At 58.8% G+C, this 17269-nt stretch carries 11 protein-coding genes and 1 pseudogene; 2 read left to right on the top strand and 10 right to left on the bottom strand.

From position 1 onward, the window contains the following. Position 1: 1 nt before the first annotated feature. Positions 2–1060, top strand: a complete 1059-nt coding sequence (locus MLD66_RS02940; protein ID WP_247215442.1) for an MraY family glycosyltransferase — start codon at positions 2–4, stop codon at positions 1058–1060. Further along, complete coding sequence (locus tag MLD66_RS02935) at positions 1030–2052, top strand: Gfo/Idh/MocA family oxidoreductase (protein WP_247215441.1); 1023 nt, start codon at positions 1030–1032, stop codon at positions 2050–2052. The genes MLD66_RS02940 and MLD66_RS02935 overlap by 31 nt, the downstream gene beginning before the upstream one ends. Before the next feature lie 37 nt (positions 2053–2089). Here MLD66_RS02935 and secG read toward each other — a convergent pair. The 10 genes and pseudogenes from secG to rpsT form a co-directional block, all read right to left on the bottom strand. Continuing rightward, a pseudogene (gene secG, locus MLD66_RS02930) lies at positions 2090–2314 on the bottom strand (preprotein translocase subunit SecG); the annotation flags it as partial. Between the two features lie 292 nt (positions 2315–2606). Next, complete coding sequence (locus MLD66_RS02925) at positions 2607–3227, bottom strand: DUF3318 domain-containing protein (protein ID WP_247215440.1); 621 nt, start codon at positions 3225–3227, stop codon at positions 2607–2609. Beyond that, the gene (locus MLD66_RS02920; protein ID WP_247215439.1) at positions 3227–4453 is read right to left on the bottom strand and encodes an ABC transporter substrate-binding protein; all 1227 of its coding nucleotides are present in this window, start codon (positions 4451–4453) and stop codon (positions 3227–3229) included. Before MLD66_RS02920 ends, MLD66_RS02925 begins: the two co-directional genes overlap by 1 nt. 296 nt (positions 4454–4749) lie before the next feature. After that, complete coding sequence (murG, locus tag MLD66_RS02915; protein WP_247215438.1) at positions 4750–5817, bottom strand: undecaprenyldiphospho-muramoylpentapeptide beta-N-acetylglucosaminyltransferase; 1068 nt, start codon at positions 5815–5817, stop codon at positions 4750–4752. Beyond that, positions 5817–6800 carry a hopanoid-associated sugar epimerase gene (gene hpnA / locus MLD66_RS02910; protein ID WP_247215437.1) on the bottom strand — a complete coding sequence of 328 codons (984 nt, stop codon included), beginning with the start codon at positions 6798–6800 and terminating at the stop codon, positions 5817–5819. Before hpnA ends, murG begins: the two co-directional genes overlap by 1 nt. Before the next feature lie 8 nt (positions 6801–6808). Then, on the bottom strand, positions 6809–10657 hold the full coding sequence (locus MLD66_RS02905) for a DNA-directed RNA polymerase subunit beta' (RefSeq protein ID WP_339396882.1): 3849 nt from the start codon (positions 10655–10657) through the stop codon (positions 6809–6811). 45 nt (positions 10658–10702) lie between these two features. Then, positions 10703–12667, bottom strand: coding sequence for a DNA-directed RNA polymerase subunit gamma (locus MLD66_RS14610; protein WP_339396880.1), 1965 nt, complete (start codon positions 12665–12667; stop codon positions 10703–10705). A 54-nt stretch (positions 12668–12721) separates the two neighbouring features. Further along, positions 12722–16012, bottom strand: a complete 3291-nt coding sequence (gene rpoB / locus MLD66_RS02900) for a DNA-directed RNA polymerase subunit beta (protein WP_247215436.1) — start codon at positions 16010–16012, stop codon at positions 12722–12724. A gap of 21 nt (positions 16013–16033) precedes the next feature. Further along, the gene (locus MLD66_RS02895) at positions 16034–16825 is read right to left on the bottom strand and encodes a TatD family hydrolase (RefSeq protein WP_247215435.1); all 792 of its coding nucleotides are present in this window, start codon (positions 16823–16825) and stop codon (positions 16034–16036) included. 5 nt (positions 16826–16830) lie between these two features. After that, positions 16831–17124 (bottom strand): 30S ribosomal protein S20, encoded by a 294-nt coding sequence (gene rpsT / locus MLD66_RS02890; protein WP_247215434.1) that lies wholly within the window; start codon positions 17122–17124, stop codon positions 16831–16833. Positions 17125–17269: the final 145 nt, after the last annotated feature.

Genomic DNA, 17269 nt, shown 5'->3' with positions numbered 1-17269 from the left:
GATGCCGTTTCACCTGTTGGCTTTTTTACTTGCCGCCGGGGTGGTGCTGTGGATGACCCCCCTGGTGCGCTATTGGGGCTTGCAGGGCGGGCAGGTGGATGTGCCCAACGAGCGGAAAATTCACCAGCAACCGATTGTGCGGATTGGCGGGGTGTCCATTTTTGCGGGCTATTTGGTCGCCCTGTTGGTGGTGTGGTGGGCGGGGGGGTTTGTGGATGCGGCGGGTAACCCCTTGAAAGCGACGGCGGATGCCCAGATTTGGGCGACTACCTTGGGAGGGCTGGGCTTTTTTTTGATTGGGCTGGCGGATGATTTGTTCTCCCTCTCCCCGGGGGTGCGCCTGGTGATGCAGATGGTCTTGGCGGGGTTGGTCTGGGCGGCGGGGGTGCGGATTGACTTTATCACCATACCGGGGCTGGGGCTGGTGTCCCTGGGGATTTTGAGCCTGCCCTTGACCCTGATTTGGCTGGTGGGAATGACCAATGCCATCAATATGGTGGACGGGGTGGACGGTCTGGCGGCGGGGGTGTCGGGGATTGCTGCGGTGGTGTTGTTAATTGTCAGCCAGTTTATGGGGCAACCGGCGGCGGCGTTGGTGGCGGCGGCGTTGGCAGGGGCGTGTTTGGGGTTTTTGCGCTACAACTTCAACCCGGCGCAAATTTTCATGGGGGATGGGGGTGCCTATTTCATGGGCTTTACCCTGGCGGCGATTGGCACGATTGGCATGGTGAAACGGGTGACGACGGCGGCGGTGATTTTGCCCTACATTATTTTGGCAGTACCCTTGCTGGACATGACCCTGGTGGTGATTGACCGTCTGCGCCGGGGGAAGTCCCCATTTTTCCCGGATAAACGCCATCTCCACCATCGGTTGCTCCAAGCGGGGCTGTCCCAGCGAGGAACGGTGGCGGTGATCTACACCCTGACTTTGTGGGCGGGGAGTGTGGCGTTGGTGCTGGCACGATTTCCCGGTGCGCCCGTCTATGCGGCGATTGCCACGTTGCTGTTGGGGTTTGTGGGCTGGGGGGTGTGGCAACGGATTATGCGTCGGAGTTCCTGAAAATGCTGGGATTTGGTTTGATTGGCACGGGGTATGCGGCGACCCGGCGAGCAGAATTTTTGGCGCAGGATGAACGGGCACGGTTGGTGGCGGTGGCGGGACACACCTGGGAAAAGGTACAGCAATTGACCAGCAGTTATCCAGCCGAGGCTTGTGGGGATTGGCGGGAGGTGATTGGGCATCCCGCGGTGGATATAGTCATCATTGCCACAGTCAATGCCCTGCACGGGGAGATTGCCCGTTACGCGCTTGAACATGGCAAGGGGGTGCTGGTGGAATATCCCCTCGCCCTGGATTACGCTGAAGCTCAAAATCTATACAATTTTGCCCGCCAAAAGGGTTTATTTCTACACGTGGAACATATCGAATTGCTCAGCCCCATTCATCAGGTATTGCGGGATGTTTTACCTAAATTAGGTGCGATCCAATCGGGGCGGTCGGTGAATTTGGTGGTGCAACATCCGGCACCGCAAAAATGGACTTATCACCAGGATTTATTTGGGTTTCCCTTCATCGCCGGTCTGGCTCGGATTAACCGTTTGCTGGATTTACTGGGCACGGTAGAACGGGTGTTTTGCACCTATCACCTGGATGGGGTTCATAACGGTTATTACCGCAGTTGTTATGCCAGTGCCCAATTACAGTTCACCCAAGGAACCCTGGTGGAATTGACCTACGGCAAAGGGGAATCTATTTGGGAAAATCAACGTTATTTTAGTTTGTTCGGCACCCAGGGGGGAATTATTTTCAACGGCGACCAAGGAACCTGGGTGACCCCCCAACAAAACCAGCCCTTAAGTTTACCCAGCCGCCAGGGTTTGTTCCATCAAGATATGGACAATGTACTGAATCATTTAACCCAAGGCACACCGCTTTACACGTCCGCAGAACAGAGTTTAACGGCTTTGCGGGTGGCTACGGCGTTACAGGAGTCGGCTCAGACGGGGCAGCCGGTAGTTCTGGGGGAATGGGTGCCGCCTGGGGTGAGGTAACGGGGGCAGATGCCGGGGTTTTCACCGTACTACCGGGGAGCCAACCCGCCGAGAGGACAACCGTGGTACTCATAAACACCACCGCCAGACTCCAAGTCACCCGGTTGAGGGTGGTTTCGGCACTGCGGGTACTGCTAAATAACTGCGCCTGACCGCCAATTGCCGCAATCCCATCCCCCTTGGGACTATGGAGCAAAATCAAAATCACCAGTGCCACCGCACTAAATAACCAAATCGCTTCCACGAGGGTGACAATACTCATAGGGATGCCCAACAGGAGTCATTTCCCATCTTAACCGAACCGTAACCCCTTGGTGGTGGGGATGAAGCGAGTCTGGATTCTATAGCAATCCTAAATGAGAATGGAATAGGGGTTGCAGGGGCACTGACCCTGTCCTTGGTTCTGGAGAATTTCTGTTCACTAATCAAGTAGGATTGCTATATATAGCGCACTTCTAAAAATAGGTCGTAGCCCCCGTGATTGGTTCTCCATAGTATGGGTATTCCAGCTTGTAATGCCAATATAAATAGAAGTGCACTATTACATCTAAATTTCACCGTTCGGGGGTGCGATAATGGCTTGGTACCGCCACCGTGGATAACCCAGCCAACACCCGCAGATTTTGGCTCCGCACCAGTTCATTAAAGGTCAAACCCCGCCGTTCCAATTGGGCTTGCTGTTCAATGGCGGATAACAAGGCTCGTGCTGCTTCCGCTTCCGTATAGCCCCGCCGCTGGGCGATGGTGACGGCATTCTCATCCGCCTGCAATTCGTAGGCTGGGGAACGATAATTCCTGAGTAGCTGACGCACGGCCACGCCCGCCAAAGCGCCGCCCACCAACACCCCGACCCCGTCCCCCTGCACCCCTTGGAACGCCACCGCCACGCTACCCGCTAGGATCAATCCCTGGGACCAACCGGGGCGGAACCAGGCAATCCCCCGCAACCAGCGGTCAGTACGCAGGAACAGCAAGTCCCGTTGGGGTTCGGTCAGGGTTTGCCAAAGCTGAAAGTTGATGGACACCGGCCATTCCGTCCGCCAGGGCCAGGGGAAGGGTGCGGTCAGGACTTCCGTTTGTTGGGGCTGGGGAATCACCCGCAATTTCATCCGACTGCTGGCGGGGAGCAGGTCCAATAACCGGCCAATTTCCGCATCCCGGTCAAATTCATCCATCAGGAACCCCCTACCATGATGGTGTCAATCACTTTTATTGTGCCATCCGGGTTGACCATCCACACGGCGTATTCCCCCGCCACATCCCCTTGTGGGTCAAAATCCACCCCACTGCTGGCCCCTTGGTAGTTGATGTCCTGCCCCTGTTGGAGTAACTTTAACCCTTCGCACACGTCCGTCACCGGGGTGCCGGGGGGATTGGCCACTGTGGTAATTTTTTCCCGCAGTTTGGCTCCCTGGTTCGATTGTGCCGCCTGCGCCGCTAAGACCAGTACGGCTGTGGCATCCCAGGTGTTGGGGGCAAAGACATTGGGTTCCCGGTTGAATGCCTGCCGGTAGCGTTGCTGAAAATCCTTTAACCCCGGCCCTGCCGCCGCCGGGGCGGTGCCCACCACCCCGTTGATGATCCATTGCCCCTGGGGGGTTTTGCCGACCAACTGAGCCAACTGGTTATCCTTCAGCCCATCGGTCAACACCAGGGGAATCCGGGGGAAAAACCCCTGCTGAAACGCCGAACGCATCACCAACGTGCCGGTTTCGGGATAGCCCACCAACACCACCGCCTGGGGATTCCGACCAAACACGGACCGCACCTCGGAATCAAAACTGGCACTTTGCCCCTCATAAAACTGGGTCGCCACCACCTGTCCCTTGGTTTTGGCTAAACCCTGCTCTAAGGCCTGCGCCAATCCCCGCCCGTAGTCGTTGTTAATCGCCAGGATGCCCACCCGTTGCCAACCCCGTTTTTGGAGCAACTGCGCCAGGGCTTCCCCTTGGAAATTGTCCGGGGGGGCAGTGCGGAACCAAAAACCCTGCAATTCCCCTTTCTTCGCCCGCTCCGTAAACACGGGACTGGTACTGGCCGGGGAAATCATCACCACCTGCCCCCGCACGGCTATATCCACCGCCGCCCCGGATACGGCACTGCCAGCGGCTCCCACCACGCCTGCCACCCGATCCACATCCACTAATTTGGTCATGGCACTCACTCCCGCACTGGGCTGGGTCTGGTCATCTTCGGAAATCAGCTGTACCGGTTGGCCGTTCACCCCGCCGCAATCATTCACGGTTTTCACCAGCAAACTGGCCGCATCCTGCATCCCCGGCCCAAACTGCGCCAAGTCTCCACTCAAGGGCAACAGCGTCCCCAGTTTGAGGGCATTCCCCCCCGCTTGACAACCGGTTAACCCCAAGACCAGTAGCCAGCCCCACCGTTGCACCGCCATGCCTCCTCGCCTATGGGAATTTCATTATCATAAAACAAACATATTACTCATTTGGACTCCATCGGGAATCTCTATAGGGAACCTCTATTTATTTGATCCAAGCATAAATTCCATCCTGGGAATGCTCGTATTCCCCAGAACCAAGGGCGGGGGTGCCCCCCTGCGACCGCTAAATTTGAATTTATAGAGGTGCCCATAAATCCTATACTGAGAACGTCACGGGTCGCAGGGCACCAACCTGTTCTTAATTCCTAGGTTCACATGAAATGCCCAATCATGGCAACACCAAACCGTTTTTAAGACTTCTGAACGGGATAGGAAGCTAACACCTCCGCCATCCGTTGGGCACTGTCCGGCACGGCCAAGGCCGCCATCGCTTGCCCCATCTCGCTTAACCGTTGTGTGTCCCCAGCCAGTTCCGTAAGCAAGGCATCTAATTCAGTGGGAGTTAAGGCCGATTGGCGTTTGACCACTGCGGCTCCCTGTTTGGCAAATATATCGGCATTGTACTGCTGATGATTGTCCGCCGCCCAGGGGTAGGGGATCAAAATCGCCGGTTTTCCCAACAGGGCTAATTCACTCAACGTGCCTGCGCCCGCCCGAGCCACCACCACCTGCGCCCGAGCCATCCAAGCCGCCATATCTGGGAAAAACGCCCGTTCGATGTACTGCGGATGTTGGTAACTGCCGTAGTCCGGATCCTGGTCGCCGGTTTGATGCACCACCCACCAACCCCGTGCCACCCAGGCCGGGACACAGGGACGCACCAGTTGGTTCAAACTCACTGCTCCCTGGCTCCCCCCGGTAATGAGGATGACAAACGCATCACGGGGGATGGTTGCTACATTTTCTTTAAGAGCAGTAATTTCTAGGAAATCGGGACGGACTGGCGTGCCGACCACCACGGTTTTGTGCCTGAGCAGATGGGCTTGGGCTTCGGCAAATCCCAGGGCTACCACCGCACACCACCGCCCCAGCCAGCGAGTGACTTTGCCGGGGAGGGCATTCGATTCGTGCAAAATCACGGGTCTGCCCAGGGAACGGGCGGCCAAAATCGCCGGAGCGGCAATGTACCCCCCAGTGGTAAACACCAGGTCAAAACCCCCCGCTTGCAATAACCGCCGTACCTGCCAGGTGGCTGTCCACAATTCCGCCAAGACCTGCACGGTGCGCCGATTCAGTCCCCCCGGCAACCCGGACAACCGCACCCGATGCAAAGGATAAGCAGAGGGCACCAGTTGCTGTTCCAACCGCTCCGGCACCCCCAGCCATTCGATCTGCCAGGTGGGTAACGCCTGGGCGACCGCCAGAGCCGGAAAGAGATGCCCACCCGTGCCACTGGCGGCGATCAACAATTTGGGCATCAGGCCATCCCCTCCTGCCGAAACCAAGCGACGGCTTCCCGAATTGCCTGGTCTAAATCCGTCTGCGGCAACCCCAATTCCCGTACCGCCCGCTGGGCATTGTAATACATGGTTTGTTGCGCCATGCGTACCCCATCTAAAGCGAGGCTGGGCTTTTTCCCCAAGGTACCCAACAGGATTTCATCCACCCAGGCCACCGCCAGGGGAATCTGCACGGGAATCTGCCAGCGGGGAACGGGTAAGCCCGTCATGTGTGCCAGTTTTTGTAAAAATTCCTGTAACGATAAATTCGTGTGCCCCAGGATATAACGTTGCCCGGATTGACCTTTGTGCCATGCCAAAAGATGCCCCCAAGCCACGTCCTGCACCGGGATAAAGTTCAAACCCGTATTCACATAAGCTGGCATTTGTCCCCGCAAAAACCGCAGGATAATTTCCCCGGTGGGGGTCGGTTTCCCATCCCAAGCCCCAATCGGCGTGGTGGGGTTGACAATCACCACCTCCTGCCCGGATTGCGCCGCCCGCCGGGCCTCCTGTTCCCCCCAGTATTTGGACTTTTTGTAATGGCCGATGAGCGTCTCCACCGGGCTTTGGTGGGTTTCGTCCACCGCCTGTCCGGGTGCCCCTACCCCAATGGCCGCCACGGAACTGGTGTAAACAGTGCGGGGTACGCCTGCCAATTGGGCGGCTTGCAGTACCTGCCGGGTGCCCAGGACATTGACCTGATAGAGGTGATCTTTATCTTTTTGCCAGAGGGAATAGTGGGCGGCCACGTGAAACAGCACGTCGCACCCCTGGAGGTACTGGGGCAATTCCGGGCTGAACAGGTCGCCGGTTACGCACTCCACGGCTAACCCCGCCAGATTGCGCTGGGAACTCTGGGGCCGCACCAGTACCCGCACCCGATGCCCCTGTTGGAGCAGGAGCCGCACTAGATTCGCCCCCACAAACCCGGTTGCCCCAGTCACCAACGCCTGTGCCATCCGGGGGGTTATTCGTCTTCAGCTTCCAACAGGACTTGGCGGGGGTCGGTGGAGTCGTCTACCATGTCCTCGTCCAGCACCAGGACTTCTTCTTCGCTCTCCGGCACGTCCACCACCGTGCGATGGCGATAGCCGCTGGAGCTTTCGGCGAAAAAGCCCGTCCCCGCCGGGATCAACCGCCCGATGATCACGTTTTCTTTCAACCCCCGCAGGTAGTCCACCCGCCCTTCGATGGCCGCTTCGGTGAGGACCTTGGTGGTTTCCTGGAAGCTGGCCGCCGAAATGAAACTATCCGTGTTCAGGGCCGCCTTGGTGATCCCCATCAACTTGGGGCTGTACTGCGCTGGGGCACCCGGCACCGTGTTGTTCAGGCTTTCGATTTCCCGCAGGGTCATCATTTCCCCAGGGAGTCGCATGGTGTCGCCCCCGTCCTCCACCAGCACCTTGGCGGTCATCTGCCGCACCACCACCTCAATGTGCTTGTCGGAAATTTCGATCCCCTGGTTGCGGTACACCCCCTGCACCTCGTTGACCAGGTGGGTTTGCACCTTTTCCAAACTGTGACGGCAGGCTTCGTAGGGAGACTCGGTTTCCCGGTAGAGTTCAAAAAACAACTCCAGCAGTTCGTGGGGGTTGACCGGGCCATCCGTGAGGGGGTCCCCCGCCTGCACCATTTCCCCGTCCGTGACCACTAGGTTTTGCCCCGGGTCGGTCGTGATGTCATTCACCACCGTGCCATCGCTGGCGATGATCTTGATCTGATAGGTGTCATCCGGGCGGCGGGTCACCTGCACCTGACCGGGACGGCGGGCCAGATGGCAGGAATCCTTGGGCTTGCGGGCTTCCAGCAGTTCCTCAATCCGGGGCAGACCCTGGATAATGTCACTGTTTTTCACCCGCTCAAACACCAGGGTCACCAGCCGCTCGTTCCGTTGCACCAAATCCCCGTGGGCGACGTGGAGGGTCGAACCGGCTGAGGCCAGGTAGGGACGGGCCAGCCGCAGGGTAACGTGGTCTTGGCTCACCTGCACCACCTGCCCGGATTCGGGGGTCGTCACCCCAGGGGCCAATTCATCCCCCGCCCGGAGCATTTGCCCTGGCCGTACCTGCGCTTTTGCCCCGTCCAAGGGTACCTGGAACTGGTCTTCCGAGGTGACCACCACCAATTTGCGGGTCGTGCCCCCCTCCTGGACGATCCGCCCGACAAAGCCACCGGTGCGGCTGAGCATCACCGTGCGTGCCACGGGAGAACCGGGCAGAATGGTCTGGCCGTCCTGCACCAAAATTTGGGTATGGGTACGGCCTTGGATTTGGTCGGCTTCCTCGTCCGCCCGCACCACCAGGGATTCCAGGATCACCAACTGTAAGCGGTTGATGGTAGGGTCCTGAGCGTCCGGGATAAATTCAATGTCTGCGGCCAATTGGGGGGCATCCTCGCCAATTTCCAGCACCAGTTGGGTACGGAGCAATTCCACCCCGTCTTTAGATTTCACCCGCTCCCCATCCTTGTAGCTCAAGCGTTGTACCGCCCGCAGGCGAATCCCCGCCCCGGATTCGTGCATGGCCTCCTGGCTGGGCACCGCCGGTTCGTCGGCAATGGAATATTCCACCACCGGGCGCAACAAGAGGGCCGCCCCCGCAGGGGTTTCCACATATTCCACCAAGCTCAGGTCGGTCGCCGTCACCCCGGTCAGGACGGTTTCCCCCGGCTGGGCCAGGGTTTCATGCCGCTCCATCGCCAGGTTCGGGTCGTCCACCAAAAATACCTGCCCCGGCTTGATCACCACCTCCCGCAGGATGTCATTTTTTTCCACTACCTCCACCACCCCGCTGGTTTGACAGAAAATGTCCTTGACAATCTCCGTCCCGGCTTCCACCGATTCCCCGGCGGTCACCTGCAGGAGGGAAATATCCTTGTTCACCTCGTGGGTTTCTTCGGGAATCCACAGCAGGGTACCCCCGTGGGTCACTTCGTAGCCCTGTTTGCTCCCCCGCCCCCTGCGGATGGTTTCCAGCCCGGCACCATAGCGGACAATTCCCCCGGTTTGGGTGCGGTATTGGCTATCTTGCAATTCCGCCACCACCGTCCCGTGGGTGACTTTACTGCCGGGGCTGACCTTGAGGGCAAACCGCTGGCCGGTGCGGGTTTCCAAGACGTAATGTTCACTCCCGTGCAGGGTTTCCTTGATCACCTTGGCTTGATCCAAAAGTACCGACGAAGTGATGATTTTAATTTCCCGACTGCCCCGGTGGTTTTCCCCGTGGCTGAGGCGCACCAAGCCCCCATGTTCGCTGATCAAATCCGTCTGGGACAGGACAGTTTCCGGCTGGATTTCTTGCCCGGTCTGCACCACCGGCTCCGCCCCTGGGGGCAAATTGTACACTTCCCCCGCCAGCACCCAGATCAGCCCCGCCCGTTGGGTACTGCGAATCGTGGCGGACTGCCCGTCACTGCCCGCACTGCGGTCCTGTTTTTCCTCCACCTGCAAATCCGCACAGTACACCTCGCCGGGAATATCCGTGGACACGTCCCGGGTGGCTTTTTCCGTGGTGCGGCGGGTATGGCCCGTGGTGGGTTTTTCCGCCAAGACCTGCCCCGGGCGTACCTGGGCCCCCGGTTGGACTAACAGAATACTCCCCTTCGCCAGGGTAAATTCCCGGGTTTCCGTCTCCCCCACCAGCCGCAACACCATGTCCCCTTCCGCCACCAGCGCATCTTCCCCGTGCCGGGTACGGTGGGCCCGGGTGGGTACCTCATTGCCCAGTTCCACCACGCCCGCAAAGGGGGCCCGGGTCAGTTCCGCCACATCCCCGGTAAACACCCCGCCGGTGTGAAAAGTCCGCATGGTCAACTGGGTGCCGGGTTCGCCAATGGACTGGGCGGCGATGATCCCCACCGCTTCCCCCAAATCCACCAACTGGCCGTGGGCCAAACTCCAGCCGTAGCAGTGTTGGCAAATGGAATGGCTGGCTTCGCAGGTCAAGGGGGAACGCACCATCACCTCCGTCACCCCGGCTTTCACAATCGCTTTCGCCAACTCGTGGTCAATGCACTGGTTGCGGGCCACCAGCACTGCCTGGGTTTGCGGATGCAGGACATCCCGGGCGGCCACCCGCCCCACCAACCGTTCCCGCAGGGGAATTTGCCGTTCCCCCACCTGCAGGGTCCGCAGCATCACCCCTTTTTGGGTGCCGCAATCCGTCTCCCGGATGATCATGTCCTGGGCCACATCCACCAACCGGCGGGTCAGATAACCCGAGTCCGCCGTCCGCAGGGCCGTATCCACCAAACCTTTGCGGGCCCCGTAGGAGGAAATAATGTAATCCGTAACGGTCAACCCCTCCCGGAAATTGGCCTTGATCGGTTGCTCGATGATTTCCCCATTGGGGTCGGCCATCAACCCCCGCATCCCCACCAGTTGGCGCACCTGGGAGACATTCCCCCGGGCCCCGGACGTGGCCATCATGTACACCGGGTTGAGGGGGTCGGTCTGCTCAAAATTCCGCATCATGTCATCCTTGAGGGTTTCGCTGGTGGCATTCCAGGTGTCAATCACCTTTTGGAACTGTTCCACCTTGGTAATTTCCCCCCGGTCGTACCGCTCCTTGGTGGCTTGGATCGTCTCCTCCGCCTGTTGGAGCAGTTCTGGCTTGCTGGGGGGTACCCGCAGGTCGTCAATGCTGATGGACACCCCGGCTTGGGTGGCATACCGGAACCCCATGCTCTTGATACAGTCGGCCATCTGGGCGGTGCGGGCGGTGCCATAGCGGCTAAATGCCCAGCCAATCAACTCCTTCAACTGGCCTTTGCCGATCACCTTGTTGCGAAACAGGGGGCGGGGGGCGGGTTGGTTCATGGTCAGACCTCCGACGGTAAAGGGATAGGGAATTTACGGATTCAGTTAACCAGTAACAAGGGCATCCTGAATGGTTTTGTTGAAAATCACCCGGCCAGGAGTCGTGCAAATGTACTGCACCCGATAGCCCTGACTGGTACTGCGAATTTTCCGGGTTTCCTGGATGCGGTCGCCCCGGCGTTTTTGCCCGTACACCTCCAGGGTCTCGGTCAGTCCATCACTGCGGGTCTGGGTTTCGGTCCGCAGGAGGGTTTCTTCGCCAATGCCTTTTTTGCGGTCAGCGGGTTCCACTTCCACCTCCCCGTCGTAACGCAACCAAATCCAGGCGTGCAAATCCACCTGTTTTTGCTCATAGGCCAAAATCACATCGTTCATGTTGGCAAAGTGCCGGCCTTGCCCCTTTTGGGGGGCGGGATTTTCGGCGGTGAGATAGTAGGCCCCCAGCACCATGTCCTGACTCGGGGCAATAATCGGCTGGCCGGTGGCGGGGGAGAGCAAATTCCCGGCGGCGAGCATGAGAATCCGGGCTTCCGCCTGGGCTTCCAAGGACAGGGGCACGTGTACCGCCATCTGATCCCCGTCAAAGTCGGCGTTAAAGGCGGGGCACACCAGGGGATGCAGTTGGATCGCCCGCCCCTCCACCAAAATTGGCTCAAAGGCTTGAATCCCCAAGCGGTGCAGGGTGGGGGCCCGGTTGAGCAGAATCGGATGCCCTTGGATCACCTCCTGGAGGATGTCCCACACGTCCGGGTCCTCCCGTTGGATTTTTTTCTTGGCGGCCTTGATATTATTGACTATGCCCAAGTGGATCAACCGGTGGATCACAAAGGGCTGGAACAGTTCAATCGCCATCTCCCGGGGCAAACCGCACTGGTAGAGTTTCAGCTTCGGCCCCACCACGATCACGGAACGCCCGGAGTAGTCCACCCGTTTCCCGAGCAAGTTCTGCCGGAACCGACCCTGTTTGCCCTCGATGATGTCCGAAAGGGATTTCAAAGGGCGGTTGTTGGGGCCAGCCACGGTGCGCCCCCGGCGGCCATTGTCAATCAGGGCATCCACCGCCTCCTGGAGCATCCGTTTTTCGTTGCGGACGATAATTTCCGGGGCCAGGATTTCCTGCAAACGGGCCAGGCGATTGTTGCGGTTGATCACCCGCCGGTACAGGTCATTCAAATCCGAGGTGGCAAACCGCCCCCCGTCCAACTGCACCATCGGGCGCAATTCCGGCGGAATCACCGGGATCACGTCCAAGACCATCCACTCCGGTTTGGCTCCCGTGGCGATGAAACTGTCAATCACCCGCAGGCGTTTGATCAGCTTGGGTTTCCGTTGCCCCTTGGCGGTGGCAATCTCCTGGCGCAGGTTTTCCGCTTCGATTTCCAAACCCCGGCGACCGTCCTGTTCCTTGTCCAGGTCCTGGAGCAACTGCTTGATCGCCTCGGCCCCAAACCCGATTTCCACCCCGCTCAGGTGGGTATCCTCCCGGTACAGTTCGTCCTCAATCTCCATGCGCTGGTCTTCGGTGAGGAGTTGCTTGTAGCTGAGGTTTTCGGCGTTGCCGGGGTTTAAGACCACGTAGGCGTTGAAATACACCACCTGCTCCACATCCCGCAGGGGCATATCCAGCAGGATGGCAATGTAACTGGGAATCCCCTTCAGATACCAGACGTGGGTGACGGGGGCGGCGAGTTTGATATAGCCCATGCGGTGGCGACGCACCCGGGATTCGGTCACCTCCACCCCACACCGTTCGCAGACAATGCCCCGATAGCGCACCCGTTTGTACTTGCCGCAGTGGCATTCCCAGTCCTTGACCGGCCCGAAAATCCGCTCGCAAAACAGCCCGTCCATCTCCGGCTTGAGGGTGCGGTAGTTGATGGTTTCCGGCTTGGTGACTTCCCCCACCACCTGCCCGTTGGGAAGGGTGCGTTCCCCCCACTGGCGGATGCGCTCCGGGGAGGCAATACGGATTTTGACAAAATCAAAACTACCTGAATCAGTCCGGGTCATGGTCTCCCTCCATGCAGTACATTAGCATTAAATCGTGTCACTCCTCACCGGTACCTAGTCCTCATCGTCATCCCGCCCCAGGGATTCGTAGGCGGTGGGTCGGGGGGGCACCCGCCGGGCCCCGGCGGGGTCGGTCATCAAGTCCACTTCCACGACGGTGGTTTCCCCGGTGACCTCGTCCTCCTTGTTTTTGTAGGCGGCGATGTCAATACACAGGGATTGCAATTCCCGCATCAACACCTTGAAGGACTCCGGGGTGCCGGGTTCGGGGATGGGCCGCCCTTTGACGATGGCATTCAGGGCTTCGTTGCGCCCCCGGGTGTCGTCGGATTTGACCGTGAGCAGTTCCTGCAAAATGTGCGCCACCCCAAAGGCTTCCAGGGCCCACACCTCCATTTCCCCAAACCGTTGCCCCCCCTGCTGGGCTTTCCCTCCCAGGGGTTGCTGGGTAACCAGGGAGTAGGGGCCGGTGGAACGGGCGTGGATTTTGTCGTCCACCAAATGCACCAGTTTCAACATATAGGCACAGCCCACGGTCACGGGCCGGTCAAAGGGTTCGCCGGTGCGCCCATCGGTCAAAATCACCTTGCCGGGATGCTCCGGGTTGAACAGCCAGGATTTGCCGGTTTTGCGGGCGGCTTCCTGCAACTTGCTATGTACCAGCTTTTTCGAGGCTTCCGGGCCGTACATCTCATCAAAGGGAATCAGCTTAAACCGTTTGCCCAGGTGCAACCCGGCCAGCCCCAACAGGCATTCAAACACCTGCCCCACGTTCATCCGCGAGGGCACCCCCAGGGGGTTCAAAACAATATCAATGGGCGTGCCATCGGGCAAATAGGGCATATCCTGGCGGGCTAAAATCCGGGAAATGATTCCCTTGTTGCCGTGGCGACCGGCCATTTTGTCCCCCACCTGAATCTTGCGTTTCTGGGCCACATAGACCCGCACCACCATGTTCACCCCGGGGGGCAGTTCGTCCTTGTAGTCCTTGTTGAAGACCCGCACGTCCACCACCCGCCCCTTTTCCCCGTTGGGCACCCGCAGGGAATTGTCCCGCACGTCCCGGGCTTTTTCCCCAAAAATCGCCCGCAGGAGCTTTTCCTCCGGGGGCTGGTCCGATTCCCCCTTGGGGGTGACCTTGCCCACCAAAATGTCTCCGGCTTCCACCCAGGCACCCACCCGAATAATGCCGTTTTCGTCTAACTGGGACAGGGCATCCTCCCCCACGTTGGGAATTTCCCGGGTGATTTCCTCCGGACCGAGTTTGGTCTGGCGGGCTTCAATCTCGTACTTCTCCACGTGGATGGTGGTATAGACATCCTCGGACACCAACCGCTCGGAGATGAGAATCGCATCCTCGTAGTTGTACCCCTCCCAGGGCATATAGGCGACGAGCACGTTCCGCCCCAGAGCCAATTCCCCCCCCTCGGTGGCTGACCCGTCCGCCAAGACCTGCCCCCGCTGTACCTCATCCCCCACATAGACCAGAGGGCGTTGGTTGATGCAGGTGTCCTGGTTGGAACGCTGGTACTTCTGCAACGGGTAAGTGATTTCCATCCCCTGGGTACTACGGACGACAATCCGGCTGGCATCCACATAGGTCACTTCCCCATCCGTGCGGCTCACCGCCACCATCCCCGAATCCCGCGCCGCCTGGGCTTCCAACCCGGTACCCACCAACGGACGCTGGGGACGCAAAAGGGGCACCGCCTGCCGCTGCATATTGGAACCCATCAACGCCCGGTTGGCATCGTCATGCTCCAAAAAGGGAATCATCGAGGTTGCCACCGACACCACCTGCACCGGGGACACCGCCACAAATTCCACCTCCTGCCGCTCGCACTGGGTCACGGCTCGGTTGTAGCGCACCGTCACCAGCGGTTCCAAAATATTCCCCTGCTCATCCGCCCGAATGTCCCCCGGCGCCACCCGCCGTTCGTCCTCCTGGTCTGCCGTCATGTACACCGGCGGCAAGTCCCGGCGAATCCTGCCGTGATCCACCCGGTAAAAGGGGGTTTCAATAAAACCGTACTGGTTCACCCGGGCATAGGTCGCCAGGGAGCCAATCAACCCCGCATTCGGCCCTTCCGGGGTCTCAATCGGGCAGATGCGTCCGTAGTGGGACGGGTGAATGTCCCGCACCGCAAACCCCGCCCGCTCCCGGCTCAACCCCCCCGGCCCCAGGGCACTGATCCGGCGCTTGTGGGTCAACTCCGCCAGGGGATTGGTCTGGTCCATGAACTGGGACAACTGGCTGGAGCCAAAAAACTCCTTGATCGCCGCCACCAACGGCTTGGGATTCACCAGATTCACCGGGGTCAGCCGCTCCGCCTCCGCACTGGTCATCCGGTCTTTGATAATCCGTTCCAGGCGGTTCAACCCTACCCGCACCTGATTCTGCAACAATTCCCCCACCGAGCGCACCCTGCGGTTGCCCAGGTGGTCAATGTCGTCCACCTCCCCGGTGCCATGCTCCAAATTGATCAAATAATTCACCGCCTTGAGGATGTCATCCCGGGTCAACACCCGAATTTCCTCCGGCACCGCCAGTTCCAACTTTTTATTCAGCTTGTGCCGCCCCACCTTGCCCAGGTCGTAACGCTTCGGGTCAAAAAACCGGGAATGCAGGAGTTGTTCCCCCCCGCCCACCGTCGGCGGTTCCCCCGGGCGCAGTTTCCGGTACAGTTCCAACAGGGCTTCCTCTTCCGTGGGATTCCCCTCTTTTTCCGCCGTTTTGTGCAGGTAATCCGGGTAGCGCAAACTGTCAAAAATTTCGTTATCCGATAACCCCATCGCCTTCAACAGCACCAGCAGGGAGAGCTTGCGGGTTTTGTCAATCCGCACCCACACCAAATCATTTTTATCCGTCTCAAATTTCAGCCACGCCCCCCGGCTGGGAATCAAACTGGCACTGTAGGTACGGCGGTTGTTTTTGTCCTTGTCTTCTTTGTAATAAATCCCCGGACTGCGGACAATTTGGTTCACAATCACCCGCTCCGCCCCGTTGATAATAAAGGTCCCCCGGTCGGTCATCAAAGGCAGGTCGCCGATGAACACCTCCTGGGTAATAATTTCCCCGGTTTCCTTATTCATCAATTGCGCCGGGACATACACCTGCACCGCATAGGACGCATCCCGCCGCTTCGCCTCCTCCACATCATATTTGGGGCGCTTGAGTTTATATTGTTCCCCCAAAAAATGCAGTTCAATCTTGCCCGTGTAGTCCGTAATCGGGGAGAAATTTTTCAATTCCTCAATCAGCCCCTCCTCCAAAAACCAACGGAAGCTGGAGCGTTGAATTTCAATCAAATCCGGCAACAAAAACGAGGTATCATACTGACTCATGGCACCATCCCCTGAACAACATTAAGCAACCACAACCGGCAACTGAAACAAACTCCGGGCATTTTCGGTGGTTTGATGCGCCACCTGGGCTAAGGATTCCCCCCGCAGAACAGCCACCTTTTCCGCCACGTGTAGGACATAGGCGGGTTCATTGCGTTGACCCCGATGGGGGACGGGCGCCAAAAACGGGCAATCCGTTTCCACCAACAACCGCTCCGCTGGCACTAAGGGGGCACAGGCGTGGAGTTGCCGGGCATTTTTGAACGTGATAATGCCGCTGAAACTGATGTAAAACCCCAAGTCCAAAAACCATTGCATTTCCTCCGGTGTACCGCCCCAACAATGCATCACCCCCCGCACCGCTCCCCACTGCGCCCAGAATTTTGCCAACAGTTCCCGCATGGGCAGAGCCGCCTCCCGACAGTGAATGATCACCGCCAGACCGTGCGCCTGCGCCAGCAGTAATTGCTCCCAAAACGCCCGTTCCTGCTGACTGCGATTGGTGGCTTTGTAATAGTCCAAACCGGTTTCCCCCACCGCCACCACCCGCTCTCCCTGGGCGATCCCCACCTCGATGGCTTGCCATACCTCCCGCCCCCATTGATGCGCCTCCAAGGGATGCAACCCCACCGCACAACTCAATTCCGGCATCTCCCGCACCAGGGCTTGAATCTCCGGAAATTCCGCCGGGGTCACGCAGGAATGCACCAGCCCCACCACCCCTGCCTTTTGCCAACGCCGCCGTACCTCCCCCTCCTCCCCGGCGAAGTCCCGAAAGTTGAGATGCACATGGGTATCCACCAAGGGGGGCATGGCAACTAAGCCGAAGGGGCAACGGTCTGGGCTTGGGCTTCCAACTGCTTCAATTTGCGGGCGAGGCGAGCTTTTTTACGGGCACCGTTGTTGGGATGCAGAACCCCCCGTTTCACCGCCTTGTCAATTTTGCTGTAGGCGAACCGCAGGGCAACCTCCCCCTGAGCGACATCCCCAGCCTGGACGGCGAGCAGACATTTCTTGATTAAGGTTTTGACCGTGGACTTATAAGCTTTGTTGCGTAACCGATTACGCTCGGCAATTTTGACCCGTTTAATGGCAGATTTGATGTTAGCCACACAAATTACCCCAGCAACAACCCGGACAGCGGTAGGATCATGGCACTCGTCCGACAACACAAGTGCTTTATAAATATAGAGCATCTAAAATCAGTTCGTCAACACTCCCGGCGGCAGGTGGGAAAATTCTTAACAGGACTTAACC

This window comes from Synechococcus sp. C9 (assembly GCF_022984075.1).
Classification (GTDB): domain Bacteria; phylum Cyanobacteriota; class Cyanobacteriia; order Gloeomargaritales; family Gloeomargaritaceae; genus Gloeomargarita.
Note: the sequence above shows the minus strand (reverse complement) of the source record. Positions and strands in the feature narration are given on the sequence as shown.